At 71.9% G+C, this 15,950-nt stretch carries 14 protein-coding genes; 5 read left to right on the top strand and 9 right to left on the bottom strand.

The window, feature by feature from the left end:
- Window positions 1-4: 4 nt before the first annotated feature.
- On the top strand, window positions 5-379 hold the full coding sequence (locus ACIO5D_RS06285) for an AbrB/MazE/SpoVT family DNA-binding domain-containing protein (protein WP_400794042.1): 375 nt from the start codon (window positions 5-7) through the stop codon (window positions 377-379).
- 103 nt (window positions 380-482) lie between these two features.
- Window positions 483-1,160: an alpha/beta fold hydrolase gene (locus ACIO5D_RS06280; protein WP_400653157.1), complete on the top strand. Its 678-nt coding sequence runs from the start codon at window positions 483-485 to the stop codon at window positions 1,158-1,160.
- A gap of 69 nt (window positions 1,161-1,229) precedes the next feature.
- Here the strand turns inward: ACIO5D_RS06280 and ACIO5D_RS06275 are convergent, their stop codons facing one another.
- The 8 genes from ACIO5D_RS06275 to ACIO5D_RS06240 all read right to left on the bottom strand — a co-directional run bounded on the left by ACIO5D_RS06275 (window position 1,230) and on the right by ACIO5D_RS06240 (window position 11,661).
- Window positions 1,230-2,507, bottom strand: coding sequence for a thymidine phosphorylase (locus tag ACIO5D_RS06275; protein ID WP_363605620.1), 1,278 nt, complete (start codon window positions 2,505-2,507; stop codon window positions 1,230-1,232).
- A 117-nt stretch (window positions 2,508-2,624) separates the two neighbouring features.
- Window positions 2,625-3,017, bottom strand: a complete 393-nt coding sequence (locus ACIO5D_RS06270; RefSeq protein WP_363605619.1) for a cytidine deaminase — start codon at window positions 3,015-3,017, stop codon at window positions 2,625-2,627.
- Window positions 3,014-4,279 carry an ABC transporter permease gene (locus tag ACIO5D_RS06265; protein WP_363605618.1) on the bottom strand — a complete coding sequence of 422 codons (1,266 nt, stop codon included), beginning with the start codon at window positions 4,277-4,279 and terminating at the stop codon, window positions 3,014-3,016. The genes ACIO5D_RS06270 and ACIO5D_RS06265 overlap by 4 nt, the downstream gene beginning before the upstream one ends.
- Window positions 4,276-5,436, bottom strand: a complete 1,161-nt coding sequence (locus tag ACIO5D_RS06260) for an ABC transporter permease (protein ID WP_363605617.1) — start codon at window positions 5,434-5,436, stop codon at window positions 4,276-4,278. Before ACIO5D_RS06260 ends, ACIO5D_RS06265 begins: the two co-directional genes overlap by 4 nt.
- 5 nt (window positions 5,437-5,441) lie before the next feature.
- Window positions 5,442-6,965: an ABC transporter ATP-binding protein gene (locus ACIO5D_RS06255; RefSeq protein ID WP_400653312.1), complete on the bottom strand. Its 1,524-nt coding sequence runs from the start codon at window positions 6,963-6,965 to the stop codon at window positions 5,442-5,444.
- Window positions 6,966-7,309: 344 nt separating this feature from the next.
- A complete protein-coding gene (locus ACIO5D_RS06250; protein ID WP_400794041.1) occupies window positions 7,310-8,371 on the bottom strand; it encodes a BMP family protein in 1,062 nt (353 codons plus the stop codon).
- A 232-nt stretch (window positions 8,372-8,603) separates the two neighbouring features.
- The gene (locus ACIO5D_RS06245) at window positions 8,604-9,857 is read right to left on the bottom strand and encodes an amidohydrolase (protein ID WP_363605613.1); all 1,254 of its coding nucleotides are present in this window, start codon (window positions 9,855-9,857) and stop codon (window positions 8,604-8,606) included.
- Between the two features lie 214 nt (window positions 9,858-10,071).
- Window positions 10,072-11,661: a methylmalonyl-CoA mutase gene (locus ACIO5D_RS06240; RefSeq protein WP_400794040.1), complete on the bottom strand. Its 1,590-nt coding sequence runs from the start codon at window positions 11,659-11,661 to the stop codon at window positions 10,072-10,074.
- 197 nt (window positions 11,662-11,858) lie between these two features.
- On the opposite strand from ACIO5D_RS06240, the gene ACIO5D_RS06235 reads away from it, so the two are divergent.
- From ACIO5D_RS06235 to ACIO5D_RS06225, 3 genes are all read left to right on the top strand, one after another.
- Window positions 11,859-12,599 carry an SDR family oxidoreductase gene (locus ACIO5D_RS06235; RefSeq protein WP_363605610.1) on the top strand — a complete coding sequence of 247 codons (741 nt, stop codon included), beginning with the start codon at window positions 11,859-11,861 and terminating at the stop codon, window positions 12,597-12,599.
- Window positions 12,600-12,666: 67 nt separating this feature from the next.
- A complete protein-coding gene (locus tag ACIO5D_RS06230) occupies window positions 12,667-14,313 on the top strand; it encodes an alpha/beta hydrolase (protein ID WP_400794039.1) in 1,647 nt (548 codons plus the stop codon).
- Between the two features lie 307 nt (window positions 14,314-14,620).
- The gene (locus tag ACIO5D_RS06225) at window positions 14,621-15,106 is read left to right on the top strand and encodes a 2-oxo-4-hydroxy-4-carboxy-5-ureidoimidazoline decarboxylase (RefSeq protein WP_363605607.1); all 486 of its coding nucleotides are present in this window, start codon (window positions 14,621-14,623) and stop codon (window positions 15,104-15,106) included.
- Between the two features lie 56 nt (window positions 15,107-15,162).
- On the opposite strand, the gene ACIO5D_RS06220 is transcribed toward ACIO5D_RS06225, so the two are convergent.
- Window positions 15,163-15,924 carry a hypothetical protein gene (locus ACIO5D_RS06220; RefSeq protein ID WP_400756127.1) on the bottom strand — a complete coding sequence of 254 codons (762 nt, stop codon included), beginning with the start codon at window positions 15,922-15,924 and terminating at the stop codon, window positions 15,163-15,165.
- Window positions 15,925-15,950: the final 26 nt, after the last annotated feature.

Here is a 15,950-nt window from a genome sequence, read left to right as displayed (position 1 = left end):
CGGTATGGCCGATCTCAAGCGCCGCCGTCGCCCCCACCTGGTGTCCGCTCCCGTCCGGAAGAGGGGGGTCGTCACCATCCCGCAGGAGACAAGGGAGCAACTCGATCTCCAGGAGGGTGACCAGTTGGTCGTCACGGTGGAGGGCGGCCGGATCGTTCTGACCCCGGCCTCGGTCGTCCCGGACGACCAGGCGTGGTTCTGGAGCCCCGGCCGGCAGGCCGGGGAGCAGGAGGCCGACGGGGCCGTCGCCCGGGGCGAACGCGGCGAGGTCTTCCAGGACGGCGAGGAGTTCCTCCGGTCCCTGGCGGACGAGGCCGGGCTGGACCTGGAGGAGATCGAGCGCCGGGTCGGCACCCACGACATCTTCAACCGGCCGTGACAGTCGCTCGCGGCGGGCACACCCCGGCGGATACCTGACGCAAGGTGTCAGGTATCCGCCGTAGTTTCCTCTCGTCCCGCCCGAACGACCAGAGGAACCCGCCATGGCCACCTTCGTTCTCATCCCCGGCGCGCTGCACGGCGGTTGGTGGTACCGGCCGCTGACCGAGGGGCTGCGGGCGGCCGGGCACGAGGTGTACCCGGTCACGCTGAGCGGGGTCGCCGAGCGCGGCCCGCTGAACGGCGGGGGCGTCAATCTGGACACCCACAGCGGGGAGGTGCTCGGGCTGCTGGAGGCGGAGCGGATCACCGACGCGGTCCTGGTCGCGCACAGCTACGGCGGCATGGTCGCCTCGGCGGTCGCCGACCGGGCGCCGGAACGGATCGCCGCGCTGGTGTACGCGGACGCCTTCGTACCGCGCGACGGCGAGTCGGCGTACGGCATCGTCGACGACGTCTGGAAGGAACGGTACCTGCGCGGCACCGCGGCCGGCGGCGACGGGTACACCATGGTCGGCCTGCACCCCGGACTGGACCCGCGGGCCACCGCGCACCCGCTGGCGACACTGCTCCAGCCGGTGCGGCTGACCGGTGCCGGGGAGGGCGTGGCCCGCCGGACGTACATCCACGCCGAGCGCTTCGAGGACACCCCGTTCCTGCCGACGTACGAACGTCTGCGCAAGGACCCCGCCTGGGCGGTGCACACCCTGCCGGTCGGCCACGACCTCGTCCGCGAGGCCCCCGAGGAGTTCCTGGGGATCGTCCTCGCCGCGGCCGGCTGAGTCCGGGCCGCCCGGAACGCGCCGCGCCCGTACCACGGGGGTACGGGCGCGGCGCGGCAGCGGGCCGGGTCAGGCGATGCGGTCCAGCACGATCGGGTTCGGGGTGAAGGCCGTCCCCGCCGGGGCGACCTCGATGCCGCCGGCCAGCGCCTCGATCGCGTAGTCGTAGCGCTCGGGGGTGTCGGTGTGCAGGGTCAGCAGCGGCCGGCCCGCCACCACGGTGTCGCCGGGCTTGGCGTGCAGCTCCACACCGGCGCCCGCCTGGACCGGGTCCTCCTTGCGGGCCCGGCCGGCGCCGAGGCGCCAGGCGCAGACGCCCACCGCGTAGGCGTCCAGCGCGGTGAGCACACCGGAGGCGGGGGCCGGGATGACGTGCTGCTCGCGGGCGACCGGCAGCGGGGCGTCGACGTCGCCGCCCTGGGCGGTGATCATGCGGCGCCAGTGGTCCATCGCGGAGCCGTCGCGCAGCGCGTCGGCCGGGTCCTTGCCGTGCACGCCGGCCGCGGCCAGCATCTCGCGGGCCAGGGCGAGGGTCAGCTCGACGACGTCCGCCGGGCCGCCGCCGGCCAGCACCTCCAGCGACTCGCGGACCTCCAGCGCGTTGCCCGCGGTGAGGCCGAGCGGGGTGGACATGTCGGTGAGCAGGGCGACGGTGTTGACCCCGGCCGCGGTGCCAAGGCCGACCATGGTGCGGGCCAGCTCCCGGGCGTCCGCCAGGTTCTTCATGAAGGCGCCGGAGCCGACCTTGACGTCCAGCACCAGGGCGCCGGTGCCCTCGGCGATCTTCTTCGACATGATCGAGGAGGCGATCAGCGGGATCGCCTCGACCGTGCCGGTCACGTCGCGCAGCGCGTACAGCTTCTTGTCGGCGGGGGCCAGGCCGTCGCCGGCCGCGCAGATCACCGCGCCGGTCGAGCCCAGCACGTCGAGCATCTCCTCGTTGGAGAGCAGGGCGCGCCAGCCGGGGATGGACTCCAGCTTGTCGAGGGTGCCGCCGGTGTGGCCCAGGCCGCGGCCGGAGAGCTGCGGGACGGCGGCGCCGCACGCGGCGACCAGCGGGGCGAGCGGCAGGGTGATCTTGTCGCCGACGCCACCGGTGGAGTGCTTGTCGCTGGTGGGCAGCGGCAGCGAGGAGAAGTCCATCCGCACCCCGGAGCGGATCATCGCGTCGGTCCAGCGGCTGATCTCGTGCGGGTTCATGCCGTTCAGCAGGATCGCCATGGCCAGGGCGGACATCTGCTCGTCGGCGACCTCGCCTCGGGTGTAGGCGTCGATGACCCAGTCGATCTGAGCGTCGCTCAGCTCTCCGCGATCGCGCTTGGTCCTGATGACGGAGATGGCGTCCATGGCTGCTCCAAGAGGGGTTTCGAAAGCCAAGAGGGGTGTCGGAAAAGCGAAGAGTGTCGCGAGCCGGCCCGGTCACGGCCCACTCGCGACACTCTACGCGCGTAACAAATAGCGGGGCTAGAGCCGCTCCGGCCCGAACGCGTCGGGCAGGACCTCACTCATCGGCTTCACGCCGGACGGCAGGTCGATCAGCAGCTCCGGTCCGCCGTGCTCGTACAGCAGCTGGCGGCAGCGCCCGCACGGCATCAGCAGCCGCCCGGCGCCGTCCACACAGGTGAACGCGGTCAGCCGGCCGCCGCCGGTGGCGTGCAGGGTGGAGACCAGTCCGCACTCGGCGCAGAGCGCGAGCCCGTACGAGGCGTTCTCGACGTTGCAGCCGGTGACCAGCCGCCCGTCGTCCACCAGGGCGGCCGCGCCGACCGGGAAGCGGCTGTACGGGGCGTACGCGTGCGTCATCGCCTCACGCGCGGCCTCGCGCAGCAGCTCCCAGTCGACCGCGGGCGCCGTCACTTGCCCTGGCCCTTGCGGTAGATCTGGCCGTCGGCCTTCGGCGGCCGCAGCCGCTGCGAGGCCAGCGAGAGCACCACCAGGGTGATCACGTACGGCGTGGCCACGATCAGCGGGCGCTGCACCTCGTCGGTGGTGGCGTACCAGGCGGCCAGGCCGCCGGCGACCACGAAGGTGATCAGCGCGGCCGGGAACTTGCGGCGGTACAGGTGCCAGAGGGCAAGCAGGGCCATCGCGATGGAGACCGTCAGGATCAGCACGTGCACCGACTCCGGGTCACGCAGCTGGAGGCTGTCGGTGAAGCCGAACAGGCCGGCGCCGATGGCGAGGCCGCCCGGCATCCAGTTGCCGAAGATCATCGCCGCGAGGCCGATGAAGCCCCGGCCGAGGGTCTGGCCGTCCTTGTAGAAGTGCGCCGCGACCAGCGAGAGGTACGCACCGCCGAGGCCGGCGAAGGCGCCGGAGGCGATGACCGCGAGGTACTTGTACTTGTAGACGTTGACACCCAGCGACTCGGCCGCGGTCGGGTTCTCGCCGCAGGAGCGCAGGCGCAGGCCGAACACGGTGCGCCAGAGCGCGAAGTAGCTGACCACGATCAGCGCGCCGGCCAGCAGCACGACCACCGAGATGTTGGTGACCAGACCGCCGAGCACGCCCGCGGCGTCCGAGACCAGGAACCAGTGGTTGCTCTCGATGTCCTTCAGCCAGGAGGAGAGGCCGGGGATGGTGATGTACGGCAGCGGATCGGCCGGCGGGGACTGGTTCGCACCGGCGCCGACGGAGATGTAGTCCTTGTAGTAGATCCGGTTGACGTACGCGCAGATGCCGGGGATCAGCAGGTTGATACCGACACCGGAGACGATGTGGTCGACGCCGAAGGTCACCGTGACGACCGCGTGCAGCAGACCGCCGAGCGCGCCGCCGAGCGCGCCGGCCACCAGGCCGAACCACGGGTTGACCAGGTAGCCGCCCCAGGCACCGCAGAAGGTGCCGGCGACCATCATGCCTTCCAGGCCGATGTTGACGACGCCGGCCCGCTCGGACCAGAGACCGCCCAGACCGGCCATGCCGATCGGCACGGCCGCGCTCAGCGCGGCGGTGACCTGCCCGGAGGAGGTCAGCGAGTGGTTGCCGGTGGCCAGGCCCACGGCGGAGAAGAGCACCAGGGCGCCTGCGATCAGCAGCAGCACCACCGGCCAGGACAGCTTGCGCTTCTTTGCGGGAGCGCCCGGCGCCTTCGCACGGGCGGCGGTGGCCGTACTCATGCCGACACCTCCTTCTTCACGTTGGCCGCGGCCAGGGCGGCGAGCTCGGCGCCGACCTTCTGCTGCTGGCGCTTGAGTCCGTAGCGGCGCACCAGCTCGTACGCGACGACGACGCAGATGACGATGGTGCCCTTCATGACATCGACGATCTCGAACGGGAAGCTGCCGTTCTTCGGCAGCGGCAGCTGCGAGCCGGTGGAGTCGAGGAAGGCGAACAGCAGCGCCGCGAAGGCCATGCCGATCGGGCTGTTCCGGCCGAGCAGGGCGACCGAGATGCCGAGGAAGCCCAGGCCGGGCTGGAAGCTCTGGCCGAAGTAGTACGAGTTCTGCAGCAGCTCGGGCATCCCGATCAGACCGGCGATCGCACCGGAGACCGCCATCGAGATGACGACCATGCGCTTGACGTTCACCCCGGACGCGGTGGCGGCGGACTCGGAGCGGCCGGTGGCGCGCAGGTCGAAGCCGAAGCGGGTGCGGGTCAGGGTGAACTGGAAGACCACGCCGACCAGGGCGGCGATGAAGATGAAGCCCCAGAGCGGGCCGCCGGCCGTGTCGAACGCGAAGAAGTGGCTGGACTGCGAGAGCGGGTCGGTCTGGATCGAGTTGCTGGTGGTGCCCTTCTCCGGCGCGAAGATTCCGGGGACGAGCAGCAGACCGACGATCGCGATCGCGATGGCGTTCAGCATGATGGTCGAGATGACCTCGCTGACGCCGCGGTAGACCTTCAGCAGGCCGGCGATGCTGGCGTAGAGACCGCCGACCAGCATCGCGGTGATCAGCAGCAGCGGGATCTGGATGAAGGACGGCAGGTCGAGCCGGCTGCCGACGAAGGCCGCGAACAGCGCCGCGACCTTGTACTGGCCCTCGACGCCGATGTTGAAGAGGTTCATCCGGAAGCCGAAGGCGGCGGCCGCGGCGGCCAGGTAGTAGGTGGTGGACCGGTTGAGGATCGCCACCTGGCCGTCCGACTTGGTGCCGTACGTGATCATCACGTTCCAGGCGTCGAACGGGTTCTTGCCCGAGGTCGCCAGCAGCACCGAGCAGATCGCCACGGAGAGGACGACGGCGAGCACCGGCGCCGCGAGGGCGAGCACGATCCGCTCGCCGTTGAACCGCTGGGCCAGGGTGCTCTTGGCCGCGGGGTTGGGACTGGTCATGGTGGTTACTCCCCCGCCTGCGGGTCGTCGGCGGTGTCGGTGGGGGCGGCGTCCTCGGCCTCGGTGCCCTCGGCGGCGATGGCCCGCTCCTCGGCGACGGCCTCCGCGTCGGACTCGAGGTGGCCGCGGGCCGCACCGGTCATCGCGGTGCCGAGGTCCTCCGCGGTGACGGTGGCCGGGTCGGCGTCGGCGACCAGACGGCCGCGGTAGATGACCCGGATGGTGTCGGAGAGACCGATCAGCTCGTCCAGGTCGGCGGAGATCAGCAGCACCGCGAGGCCGGCCCGCTGGGCCGTCCGGATGTGCTCCCAGATCTGCGCCTGCGCGCCGACGTCCACACCCCGGGTGGGGTGCGAGGCGATCAGCAGCTTGGGCTGGTGGCTCATCTCGCGGCCGATGATCAGCTTCTGCTGGTTGCCGCCGGAGAGCGAGGCCGCGGTGACCTCGATGCCGGGGGTGCGGACGTCGTACTGCTCGACGATCCGCTGGGTGTCCTTGCGGGCCGCGGCCGGGTCCAGCAGCAGGCCCTTGGAGTTGGGGGGCTCCGTGACGTGGCCGAGGATCCGGTTCTCCCAGAGCGGGGCCTCCAGCAGCAGGCCGTGCCGGTGGCGGTCCTCGGGGATGTAGCCGATGCCGGCCTCGCGGCGGGCCCGGGTGAGCGAGCCGGAGAGGTCCTGGCCGTCCAGGGTGACGGCCCCGGCGTCCAGCGGGAGCATGCCCATGATGGCCTCGACCAGTTCGGCCTGGCCGTTGCCCTCGACCCCGGCGATGCCGAGGATCTCGCCCTTGTGGATGCGCAGCGAGATGTCGTCGAGCACGACGCGCTCGATGCCCTCGGCGTCGGTCTTGGCGATCCGCAGGCCGCGGACGTCCAGCATCTCGGTCGTGGTGACGGTGGACTCGCGGCTCTCCGGGGAGGGCAGTTCGGCGCCGACCATCATCTCGGCGAGCTGACGGGCGCTGACGTTCCGCGGGTCGGCGTCGCCGACGGTGGTGCCGCGCCGGATCACGCTGATCGCGTCGGCCACCGACAGCACCTCGTGCAGCTTGTGCGAGATGAAGATGACGGTGACGCCCTCGGCCTTGAGCTCGCGCAGGTTGTCGAAGAGCGCGTCGACCTCCTGCGGGACGAGGACGGCGGTGGGCTCGTCGAGGATCAGGATCTTGGCGCCGCGGTAGAGCACCTTGAGGATCTCGACCCGCTGGCGGTCGGCCACGCCGAGGTCCTCGACCAGCGCCTCCGGGCGCACGCCCAGGCCGTACTGGTCGGAGATCTCCTTGATCTTCGCCTTCGCCCTGGCGCCGATGCCGTGGAGCTTCTCGCCGCCGAGAACGACGTTCTCCCAGACGGTGAGGTTGTCGGCGAGCATGAAGTGCTGGTGCACCATGCCGATGCCGCGCGCGATGGCGTCGCCCGGGGTGTTGAACTCGCACTGCTCGCCGTTGATCGCGATGGTGCCCTCGTCCGGCTTCTGCATGCCGTAGAGGATCTTCATCAGCGTCGACTTGCCGGCGCCGTTCTCGCCCATGAGGGCGTGCACGGTGCCGGTGCGGACGGTGAGGTTGATGTCGTGGTTGGCCACGACGCCGGGGAAGCGCTTGGTGATACCGCGCAGTTCGACGGCCGGTGTCGCCGTCCCCGCGCTGGGGGTACCGCCCTTGCTGAGGGCGGGGTCGGATGCGGTGATGGCGATCTCCTGGTGGTCTGGAGGCGCGTCGTTGCGCTGGAGGGCCAAGAAAAGACGGTGGGGTACGGGACGGGGCCCGGGGGTACGCGTTGAGCGCACCCTGCCGGGCCCCTCCCTGATGCTGTGTCAATCATTGCGCTGCCAGGCAGGTGGCAGCGGCAGCGACGTCCGCTACGCGGCGGCCCTTACTGGGCGGGCGCGGTCGGGACGGTGGTGGCGCCGCTCTTGATGGCCGTGGCGGCCTCGTCGAGCTTGGCCTTGATGTCGTCGATCTTGTTGCCGGTGGTGGCGAGCGAGACACCGTCGGACTTCAGGTCGAAGTTCTTGATGCCGGTGAAGGGAGTGCCCTTCTTGATCGACTCGACGTAGGCGAAGACGGCGTTGTCGACGTTCTTCACCATCGAGGTGAGGATGCTGTTCTTGTACTTCGCCAGGGCCGGCTGGTTGGCCTGGTCGGAGTCGACACCGATGGCCAGCGCGCCGGGCTTGTTGGAGACGGCCTCGATGGCGCCGTTGCCGGAGGAGCCGGCGGCGGTGTAGATGACGTCCGCGCCCTTGTCGAGCTGGCCCTGCGCGGCCTCCTTGCCCTTGTCGGGCGAGTTGAAGCCGGAGAAGTCCGGGGGCGTGGTCAGGTAGGTGACCTCGACCGGCATCTGCGGGTCGACGGACTTCACGCCCGCCTTGAAGCCGGCCTCGAACTTCTTGATCAGCTCGGTCTGCACACCGCCGATGAAGCCGACGTGCTTGGCCTTCGACTTGTTGGCGGCGGCGACGCCGGCCAGGTACGAGCCCTCCTGCTCGGCGAAGAGCAGCGAGGTGACGTTGGAGGGCTGGTCGTCGGCGTGCGAGTCGATGATCGCGAACTTGACGTCCGGGTTCTCCTTGGCGATCTTGTTGACCGCCGGCTGGTACACGAAGCCGACCGCGATGATCGTCTTGTAGCCGCCGTCGATCAGGTTCTTGAGACGGGTCTCCTTGTCGGCCTCGGCCTCGCCGGTCTTGGCGTCGGCCTCGGTGACGGTGGCACCCAGCTCGGCCTTGGCACGGTCCAGACCACGCGCGGCGGAGTCGTTGAACGACTGGTCGCCGCGGCCACCGATGTCGTAGGCCATGCCGACCTTGAGCGAGTTGTCGGAGGAGCCCCCCGAGGAGGTGTTGTCGGTGCTCTTTGCGCCGCAAGCGGCGAGCGAGGCAATGCCCAGGGAACCCGAGAGCACAACCGCGGCGAGCTTAGTTGAACGGCGCAAGGGAGTATCTCCTTCTCACACGCACCCGATGAGCGTGGTCGGACGCCACCGTAACGCGCGTAGAACACGGTTGTATTACGGGGTGGCGGAGCACCCGGGTTGTTACCAAACCGTGGTCTCACGGTCGTCCCGACGCCCCGCTCCCGTCCGCGAACGGTGGTCCGGAACTGGCGACGCCCAGTCTACGTAACCGGGGGAAAGGGCCAGAATCCCGCCAAAACGGGCGGGTGGCTCAGAGCTCGTCCGGCTCCAGCGCCAGCGCGGTGAACAGCTCGACGCCGATCCCGATCGCCCGCTCGTCGACGTCGAAGCGGCCCTGGTGCAGGTCCCGCACGGTCGGGTCGCCGGGGGGCCGGACGCCGAGGCGGGCCAGCGCGCCGGGGGCGTGCTCCAGGTACCAGGAGAAGTCCTCGCCGCCCAGGCTCTGCTCGGTCTCCTCGACCACCTGCCGGCCGCCCTGCCCGAACCGCGCCGTCATGGCGGCCTCCAGCAGCGCCACCGAGACCGCCTCGTTGACCACCGGGGGCACGCCGCGGTGGTAGTCAAGCGTCCACTTCGCCCGGTAGGTCTCGGCGAGCTTGGCGATCAGCTCGTGCAGCAGCTCCGGCGCCTCGCGCCAGCCGGCCAGCTCCAGGCAGCGGACGGTGCCCTCCAGCTCCGCGTGCTGCGGGATGACGTTGGGCGCGGAGCCGGAGGAGATCCGGCCCCAGACCAGGCTGACCCCCCAGCGCGGGTCCATCCGGCGGGCCAGCGCCCCCGGCAGATCGGCCGCCATCCGGGCGATCGCGGTCACCAGGTCGGTGGTCAGGTGCGGCCGGGCGGTGTGGCCGCCGGGCCCGTCCAGGTGGAGCACCAGACGGTCGCAGGCCGAGGTGATCGCGCCGGTGCGCAGGGCGATCCGGCCCGCCTCCACCTTCGGGTCGCAGTGCACCGCGAAGATCCGGCCGACGCCCTCCATCCCGCCCGCGCCGATCACGTCCAGGGCCCCGCCCGGCATGACCTCCTCGGCCGGCTGGAAGACCAGCCGGACCGGGCGGCGCAGCTCGCCGGCGCGGGCGGCCTCGGCCAGCACCAGCGCGGTGCCGAGCAGCACGGAGGTGTGCACGTCGTGGCCGCAGGCGTGGGCCCGGCCGGGCACGGTCGAGCGGTAGGGCACCTCGGTCTTGGCGTCGTCGATCGGCAGCGCGTCGATGTCGGCGCGGAAGGCCAGGAACTCGGCGCCGCGCGGGGTGCCGTCCGGGACGATGTCCGCGATCAGACCGGTGCCGCCCGGCAGCACCCGGGGGGTGAGGCCGGCCGCCAGCAGCCGGTCGCGCAGCAGGCCGGTGGTGCGGAACTCCTGGCGGCCCAGCTCCGGGTGCCGGTGCAGATCACGACGGAAGGCGATCAGCTCGGACTCCAGTCCGCCGACCCGGGCGCGCAGGTCTGCGGCGGGGCGGGCAGCGGTGAGAGTGGTGGCCGACTGGGCGGACTCAGGGCGGTTCATCTCATCAAGGGTAGGCCTGTTGGGGGGATTTGGCCCGACTTCCGGGAAAGAAGTCCCCGGATGGGTGCATACCGGCCGCACAGGTGGGTATGACATCTCGTTTCAGCCGCCTTCCCCGGGGTCACCTGACCTGTGCAACGACCACCCGGGCCGGGGGTCACGGGCAGGCCGGCAAACCCCACCACCCTTGCCTCCCGGGCACCTTGACGTCCGCTCAGAACCGTTCGACGGGCGTGTAGGTGCCCCACACCTCACGCAGCGCATCGCACACCTCGCCGACCGTGGCACGGGCGGCCAGCGCCTCCTTCATCGGGTACAGCACGTTCTCCCGGCCCCCGGCGGCCCGGCGCAGCCCGGTGAGGGCGCGGCCCACGGCCGAGGAGTCGCGCTCGGCCCGCAGCCGGGCGAGCCGGCCCGCCTGCCGCGCCTCGATCGCCGGGTCCACCCGCAGCGGCTCGTACGGCTCCTCGGCGTCCAGCTGGAAGCGGTTGACGCCGACCACGGTCCGCTCGCCGGAGTCGGTCTCCTGCTGGACGCGGTAGGCGGTGCGCTCGATCTCGGCCTTCTGGTAGCCCGTCTCGATCGCGGCCACCGCGCCGCCGAGCTCCTCCACCCTGGCCAGCAGCGCGACGGCGGCGGCCTCCACCTCGCCGGTCAGCGCCTCCACCGCGTACGAGCCGGCGAACGGGTCGACGGTGGCCGTGATGTCGGTCTCGTACGCGAGCACCTGCTGGGTGCGCAGCGCGAGCCGGGCGGCCTTCTCGGTGGGCAGCGCGATGGCCTCGTCGAAGCTGTTGGTGTGCAGCGACTGGGTGCCGCCGAGCACCGCCGCGAGCGCCTGCACGGCGACCCGGACCAGGTTGACCTCGGGCTGCTGCGCGGTGAGCTGCACCCCGGCGGTCTGGGTGTGGAACCGCAGCATCCACGACTTCGGGTTCCTCGCGCCGAACTCCTCGCGCATCACCCGGGCCCAGATCCGGCGGGCGGCACGGAACTTGGCGACCTCCTCCAGCAGGGTGGTGCGGGAGACGAAGAAGAAGGAGAGCCGGGGCGCGAAGTCGTCGACGTCCATACCGGCCGCGACGGCGGTGCGCACGTACTCGACGCCGTTGGCGAGGGTGAAGGCGATCTCCTGCGCGGGGTCCGCCCCGGCCTCGGCCATGTGGTAGCCGGAGATCGAGATGGTGTTCCACTTCGGGATCTCGGCCCGGCAGTAGCGGAACACGTCGGCGACCAGCCGCAGCGAGGGTTTGGGCGGGAAGATGTACGTGCCGCGGGCGATGTACTCCTTCAGCACGTCGTTCTGGATCGTGCCGGTCAGCCGGCCCGGCGCCACCCCCTGTGCCTCGCCGACCAGTTGGTAGAGGAGCAGCAGCAGTCCCGCGGGCGCGTTGATGGTCATCGAGGTGGAGACCCCGTCCAGCGGGATGCCGTCGAACAGGACGCCCATGTCCTCGACGCTGTCGATCGCGACGCCCACCTTGCCGACCTCGCCGGCCGCGATCCGGGCGTCCGAGTCGTAGCCCATCTGGGTGGGCAGGTCGAAGGCGACGGACAGGCCCGTGGTGCCGTTGGCGATCAGCTGCCGGTAGCGGGCGTTGGACTCGGCGGCGGTGCCGAAGCCGGCGTACTGGCGCATCGTCCACGGCCGGCCGGTGTACATCGACGGGTAGACGCCCCGGGTGTAGGGGTACTCCCCCGGCCGGCCCAGGCGCTGCCGGGGGTCCCAGCCGGCCAGGTCCTCGGGACCGTACAGGGGCTCGATCGGGAAGCCCGATTCGGTGCGGCGCGGCTCGGCTGCCATGGGACTCTCCACGGGGGTGAGGAGGGGGATCGTCGGCCGGTAGTCGGCTGATCCCGCAATGTAACGGGCCCGCTCCCGGCCGGGCGGCCGCCACGACAGCGGGGTTCCCCGCACGGGGGACGGCCGTCTCCGTTGAGATGATCGGGTGAGCGACTGAAGTACTTCCCAAACCGACGTGTTCCCCCGAGGGAGTGGCAATGACCGAGCAGAAGGTGGCCGTGGTCACCGGCGCCAGCAGCGGAATCGGCGCGGCGACCGCCCGCCGGCTCGCGGCCGAGGGCTTCGACGTGGTGCTGACCGCCCGGCGGACCGACCGGATCGAGGCGCTGGCCAAGGAGATCGGCGGCCGCGCGCACACCCTGGACGTCACCGACCGGGCCGCCGTGGACGCCTTCGCGGCCCGGGTCGGCCGGGTGGACGTGCTGGTCAACAACGCCGGCGGCGCGATCGGCGCCGAGTCCGTGGCGACCGGCGACCCGGCCGACTGGCTGGCGATGTACCAGGTGAACGTGCTCGGCGTGCTGCACATGACGCAGGCGCTGCTGCCGGCGCTGCGGGCCGGCGGCGACGGCACGGTGCTGGTGCTCTCCTCCACCGCGGCGCTGGCCGCGTACGAGGGCGGCGGCGGCTATGTGGCGGCCAAGCACGCCGCGCACACCATCGCGGCGACGCTCCGGCTGGAGCTGTGCGGGGAGCCGATCCGGGTGATCGAGATCGCGCCGGGCATGGTGAAGTCCGAGGGCTTCGCGGTGACCCGTTTCCGGGGCGACGAGGAGCGGGCGGCGGCCGTGTACGCGGGCGTGGCCGAGCCGCTGACCTCGGAGGACATCGCCGACACCGTCGCCTGGGCGGTCACCCGGCCGTCGCACGTCAACATCGACCTGCTGGTGGTGCGCCCGCGGGCGCAGGCCGCCAACCACAAGGTCCACCGGGCCTGACACCGCGCGGGGCGGACGGCCCAGGGGCATGATCAAACGTGTCACCCGGCAGTGGTACACACGTGCGATGACATCTCTTCGGGCCGCCCGCCCACGGGTGCTGCTGACCGTGCTCGCGGCCGGCACCCTGCTCCTCGCCTCCGCCTGCGACGACGGCGCCACGTCCGGCCAGGACCGGGCCGCCGGCACCACCTCGCCCGCACCGGCCGCACCGATGGCCACCCCGACGCCGGCCCCCCGGCCCACCGGGGCCGACGACCCGGCACTGAAGCCCTTCTACGGCCAGCAGATCACCTGGGCCGCCTGCCCCGCCGATCCCAAGGCCGCCGAGGCCAAGATCGACATATCCGGGATGCAGTGCGGCCGGCTGCACGTCCCGCTCGACTACGCCAACCCCGCCACCGACGCCCTCGACCTCGCGCTGATCAAGCTGCCGGCCGCCAGGCCGGACCAGCGGATCGGCTCGCTGATGGTCAACCCCGGCGGCCCCGGCGCCTCCGGCGTCGAGATGGTCAAGTACGGCGCCGAACGGTTCGACGGCACCCTGCACAAGCGCTTCGACGTGATCGGCTTCGACCCGCGCGGCACCGGCGACAGCTCCCCGGTCGTCTGCCTCGACGACAAGCAGCACGACGCGCTCGGCGAGCAGGACGACCTGCCGGACCCCCAGGCCCGCAAGGCCCGGCACCAGCAGCGGAACGCCGAGTTCGCGGCCGCCTGCCAGGCCGGCTCCGGCAGGCTGCTGCCCTTCATCGGCACCCGCAACACCGCCCGCGACCTGGACGTGCTGCGCGCCGCCGTCGGGGACCAGAAGCTCAACTACCTCGGCGTCTCCTACGGCACCTACCTCGGCTCGCTCTACGCCGAGGAGTTCCCGAAGAACACCGGCCGGCTCATCCTGGACGGCGCCGTCGACCCGACCCAGGAGAGGCTGGACAGCAGCATCAAGCAGCAGATCGGCTTCGAGAAGTCCTTCGAGCGCTTCGCCGCCGACTGCGTCGAGAACCACGCCGACGAGTGCTCGCTCGGCAAGGACCCGGCCAGGGCCGCCGAGAAGGCCGCCGACTTCCTGGACGGCCTGCGCGACCACCCGCTCACCGTCAACGGCCGCAGGGTCGGCAGCGGCCAGGGCTGGACCGGCACCATGAGCCTCCTCTACGGCGACGAGAAGACCACCTGGAAGTACCTGCGGCTCTCGCTCAACCTCGCCATGCTGCACGGCAAGGGCGACGGCCTGCTGGCCTTCGCCGACGAGTACAACGGCCGGGACGAGAAGGGCCACTACGACCCCAGCCAGGACGCGCTGAGGGCGATCCGCTGCGCGGACGTCGCAGCCCCGGCCCCCTCGCCCGAGCGGGCCCAGGCGGCGGTGAAGCAGCTCCAGGAGCAGGCCCCGCTGCTCACCAAGGGCACCACCGCCGACGACCTCAGCGAGCCCCAGTGCGCGAACTGGCCGTTCGAGACCCCCGAGAAACCGCACACCGTCCGCGCCGAGGGCAGCGCGCCGATCCTGGTGGTCGGCACCACCGGTGACCCGGCCACCCCCTACGCGGCGGCCGAGACGCTGGCCAAGGGCTTCGCCAACGCCACCCTGCTGACCCTGACCGGCGAGGGCCACGGCGCGTTCGGCAAGGGCAACGTCTGCGTCGACCGGGCCATGGAGGCGTATCTCACCGAGGGCACCCTGCCGGCCGCCGGGACGCGCTGTTCCTGACGGCCGCTCCCGTGCGGGGCGGTTATTAGCAGATGAACACGGGGAGGGTGCTGACGCAGAGCTGTCAACGTCACAACTTGATAGCTCGATCGGATGAATTCCGCGTGCGCCCTCCCCAACTGATGACCGCTCAACTACCGTTGAGCCGCTGCCCGGCGGGCGCTGGACGCCGCCCCGCAGCTCCATACTTCAGCTGCTCCACCACCCCATTTCACCGGCACCTTCCCGCCCTCACGAGGAGGACCCGCTGGCCAGCGACATCCCGTCACAGCGGCTCGATCCCAGTTCCGAGCCGACCCTCCTCGGGTTGCACCGCTTCAACGAAGCCGACGTCGGCGCCGCCGAGGAGGCCCTGTTGGCCTGCTGCGGCAGTCACCGCTGGGCCCTCCGGCTCACGGCGCACCGTCCCTACCCCGACATCGAGTCCCTGCTGGCCGCCGCCAGCGAGGCCTCCTACGACCTGCGCCCGGCCGACCTGGCCGAGGCGCTGGCGGACGAGAGCTGGATGCCGCAGCCCCTCCTGGGCATGCGCGCACCCGGCAGCCAGGCGGCGCACACCGCGCTGCGGGCGGCCCACGCCGCGTACGAGGCCAGGTTCGGCCACGTCTTCGTGGTCTGCCTGGAGGGCGTGGCCCCCGAGGAGATGCTCGACACCGTGCTCTCCTCGATCCGCACCCGACTGGCCAACGACCCGGACGAGGAGCGGCTGACCGCGGCCGACGAACTGCGCCGGATCGCCCTCACCCGCCTGGAGCACCTGGTCGCCACCCAGACAACGACCGGGGCGCGCTGAGCCCCGGTCACCACGCCCCGTCCCCTCACCGTCACCTCATCCCTCCCCACCTCTCCTCACCGCTTCGTCTGCGCGGCGCGCAGCTTGGCCACCTGCTGCCGGACGATCCGCTCGTCCGGCGCGGCGGCCGGCCCCGCGCCGACGCCGACGGTGGTGAAGACCGCCAGCACCGGACCGACCCGGGCCAGCACCGCACGCTGGGAGAGCGTCACCGTGCCCGATTCATTCGTCAGAGTGAATCCGGTCACGGTGTCCGCTCCCCCGTGCGTGGGCGTGTCGTCCCGGCCCAGCCGGTGCCTGGTCCGCACCCCCCGCTTCCCCTTCTCCGCGGGCGGCGGCGGGGCGGTGGAGGCGAACGACGCGCACGGGCCGAACAGCTTCTCCAGCTCCGCCAGGAGCTGCGCCGCCCGCCCCGCCCGGTAGCCGAGCAGCCCGCCGTACACGCCGCCCCTGGGGTCGGCCGCCCGTGCCACGCTCAGATCGGTCTCGGCGTACGGCCGGCCGGGACCGGGCGAGGCCGAGCCGCCACCGGCCGCCACGGCCGGGGTCACCACGTCCAGCAACGGCTGGCAGGCGGGCGTGTCCGAGACCTCCCGGCCGCCACCCGAGCCGGTCTCGCCGTGGCCGGGCGTCATCACCGTCACCGTGTAGCCGGGCCCGAGGTCGCCGTCGGCCACCGCGGCCGCCCGCAGCTCGGCGGCGGACAGCTCGCGCCCGGCCCCGGCCTGGTCGGCGGAGCGGCCGACCGTGGTGCAGCCGGCGGCGAGCAGGACAGAGACGAGGACGGCGACGGACGGTCGGGGCGGGCGGAGCGGCACGGGGGCCTCGGCAGGGTGTCGTCGAC

Source organism: Kitasatospora sp. NPDC087315 (assembly GCF_044744345.1).
In the GTDB taxonomy this organism is placed as follows: domain Bacteria; phylum Actinomycetota; class Actinomycetes; order Streptomycetales; family Streptomycetaceae; genus Kitasatospora.
Note: the sequence above shows the minus strand (reverse complement) of the source record. Positions and strands in the feature narration are given on the sequence as shown.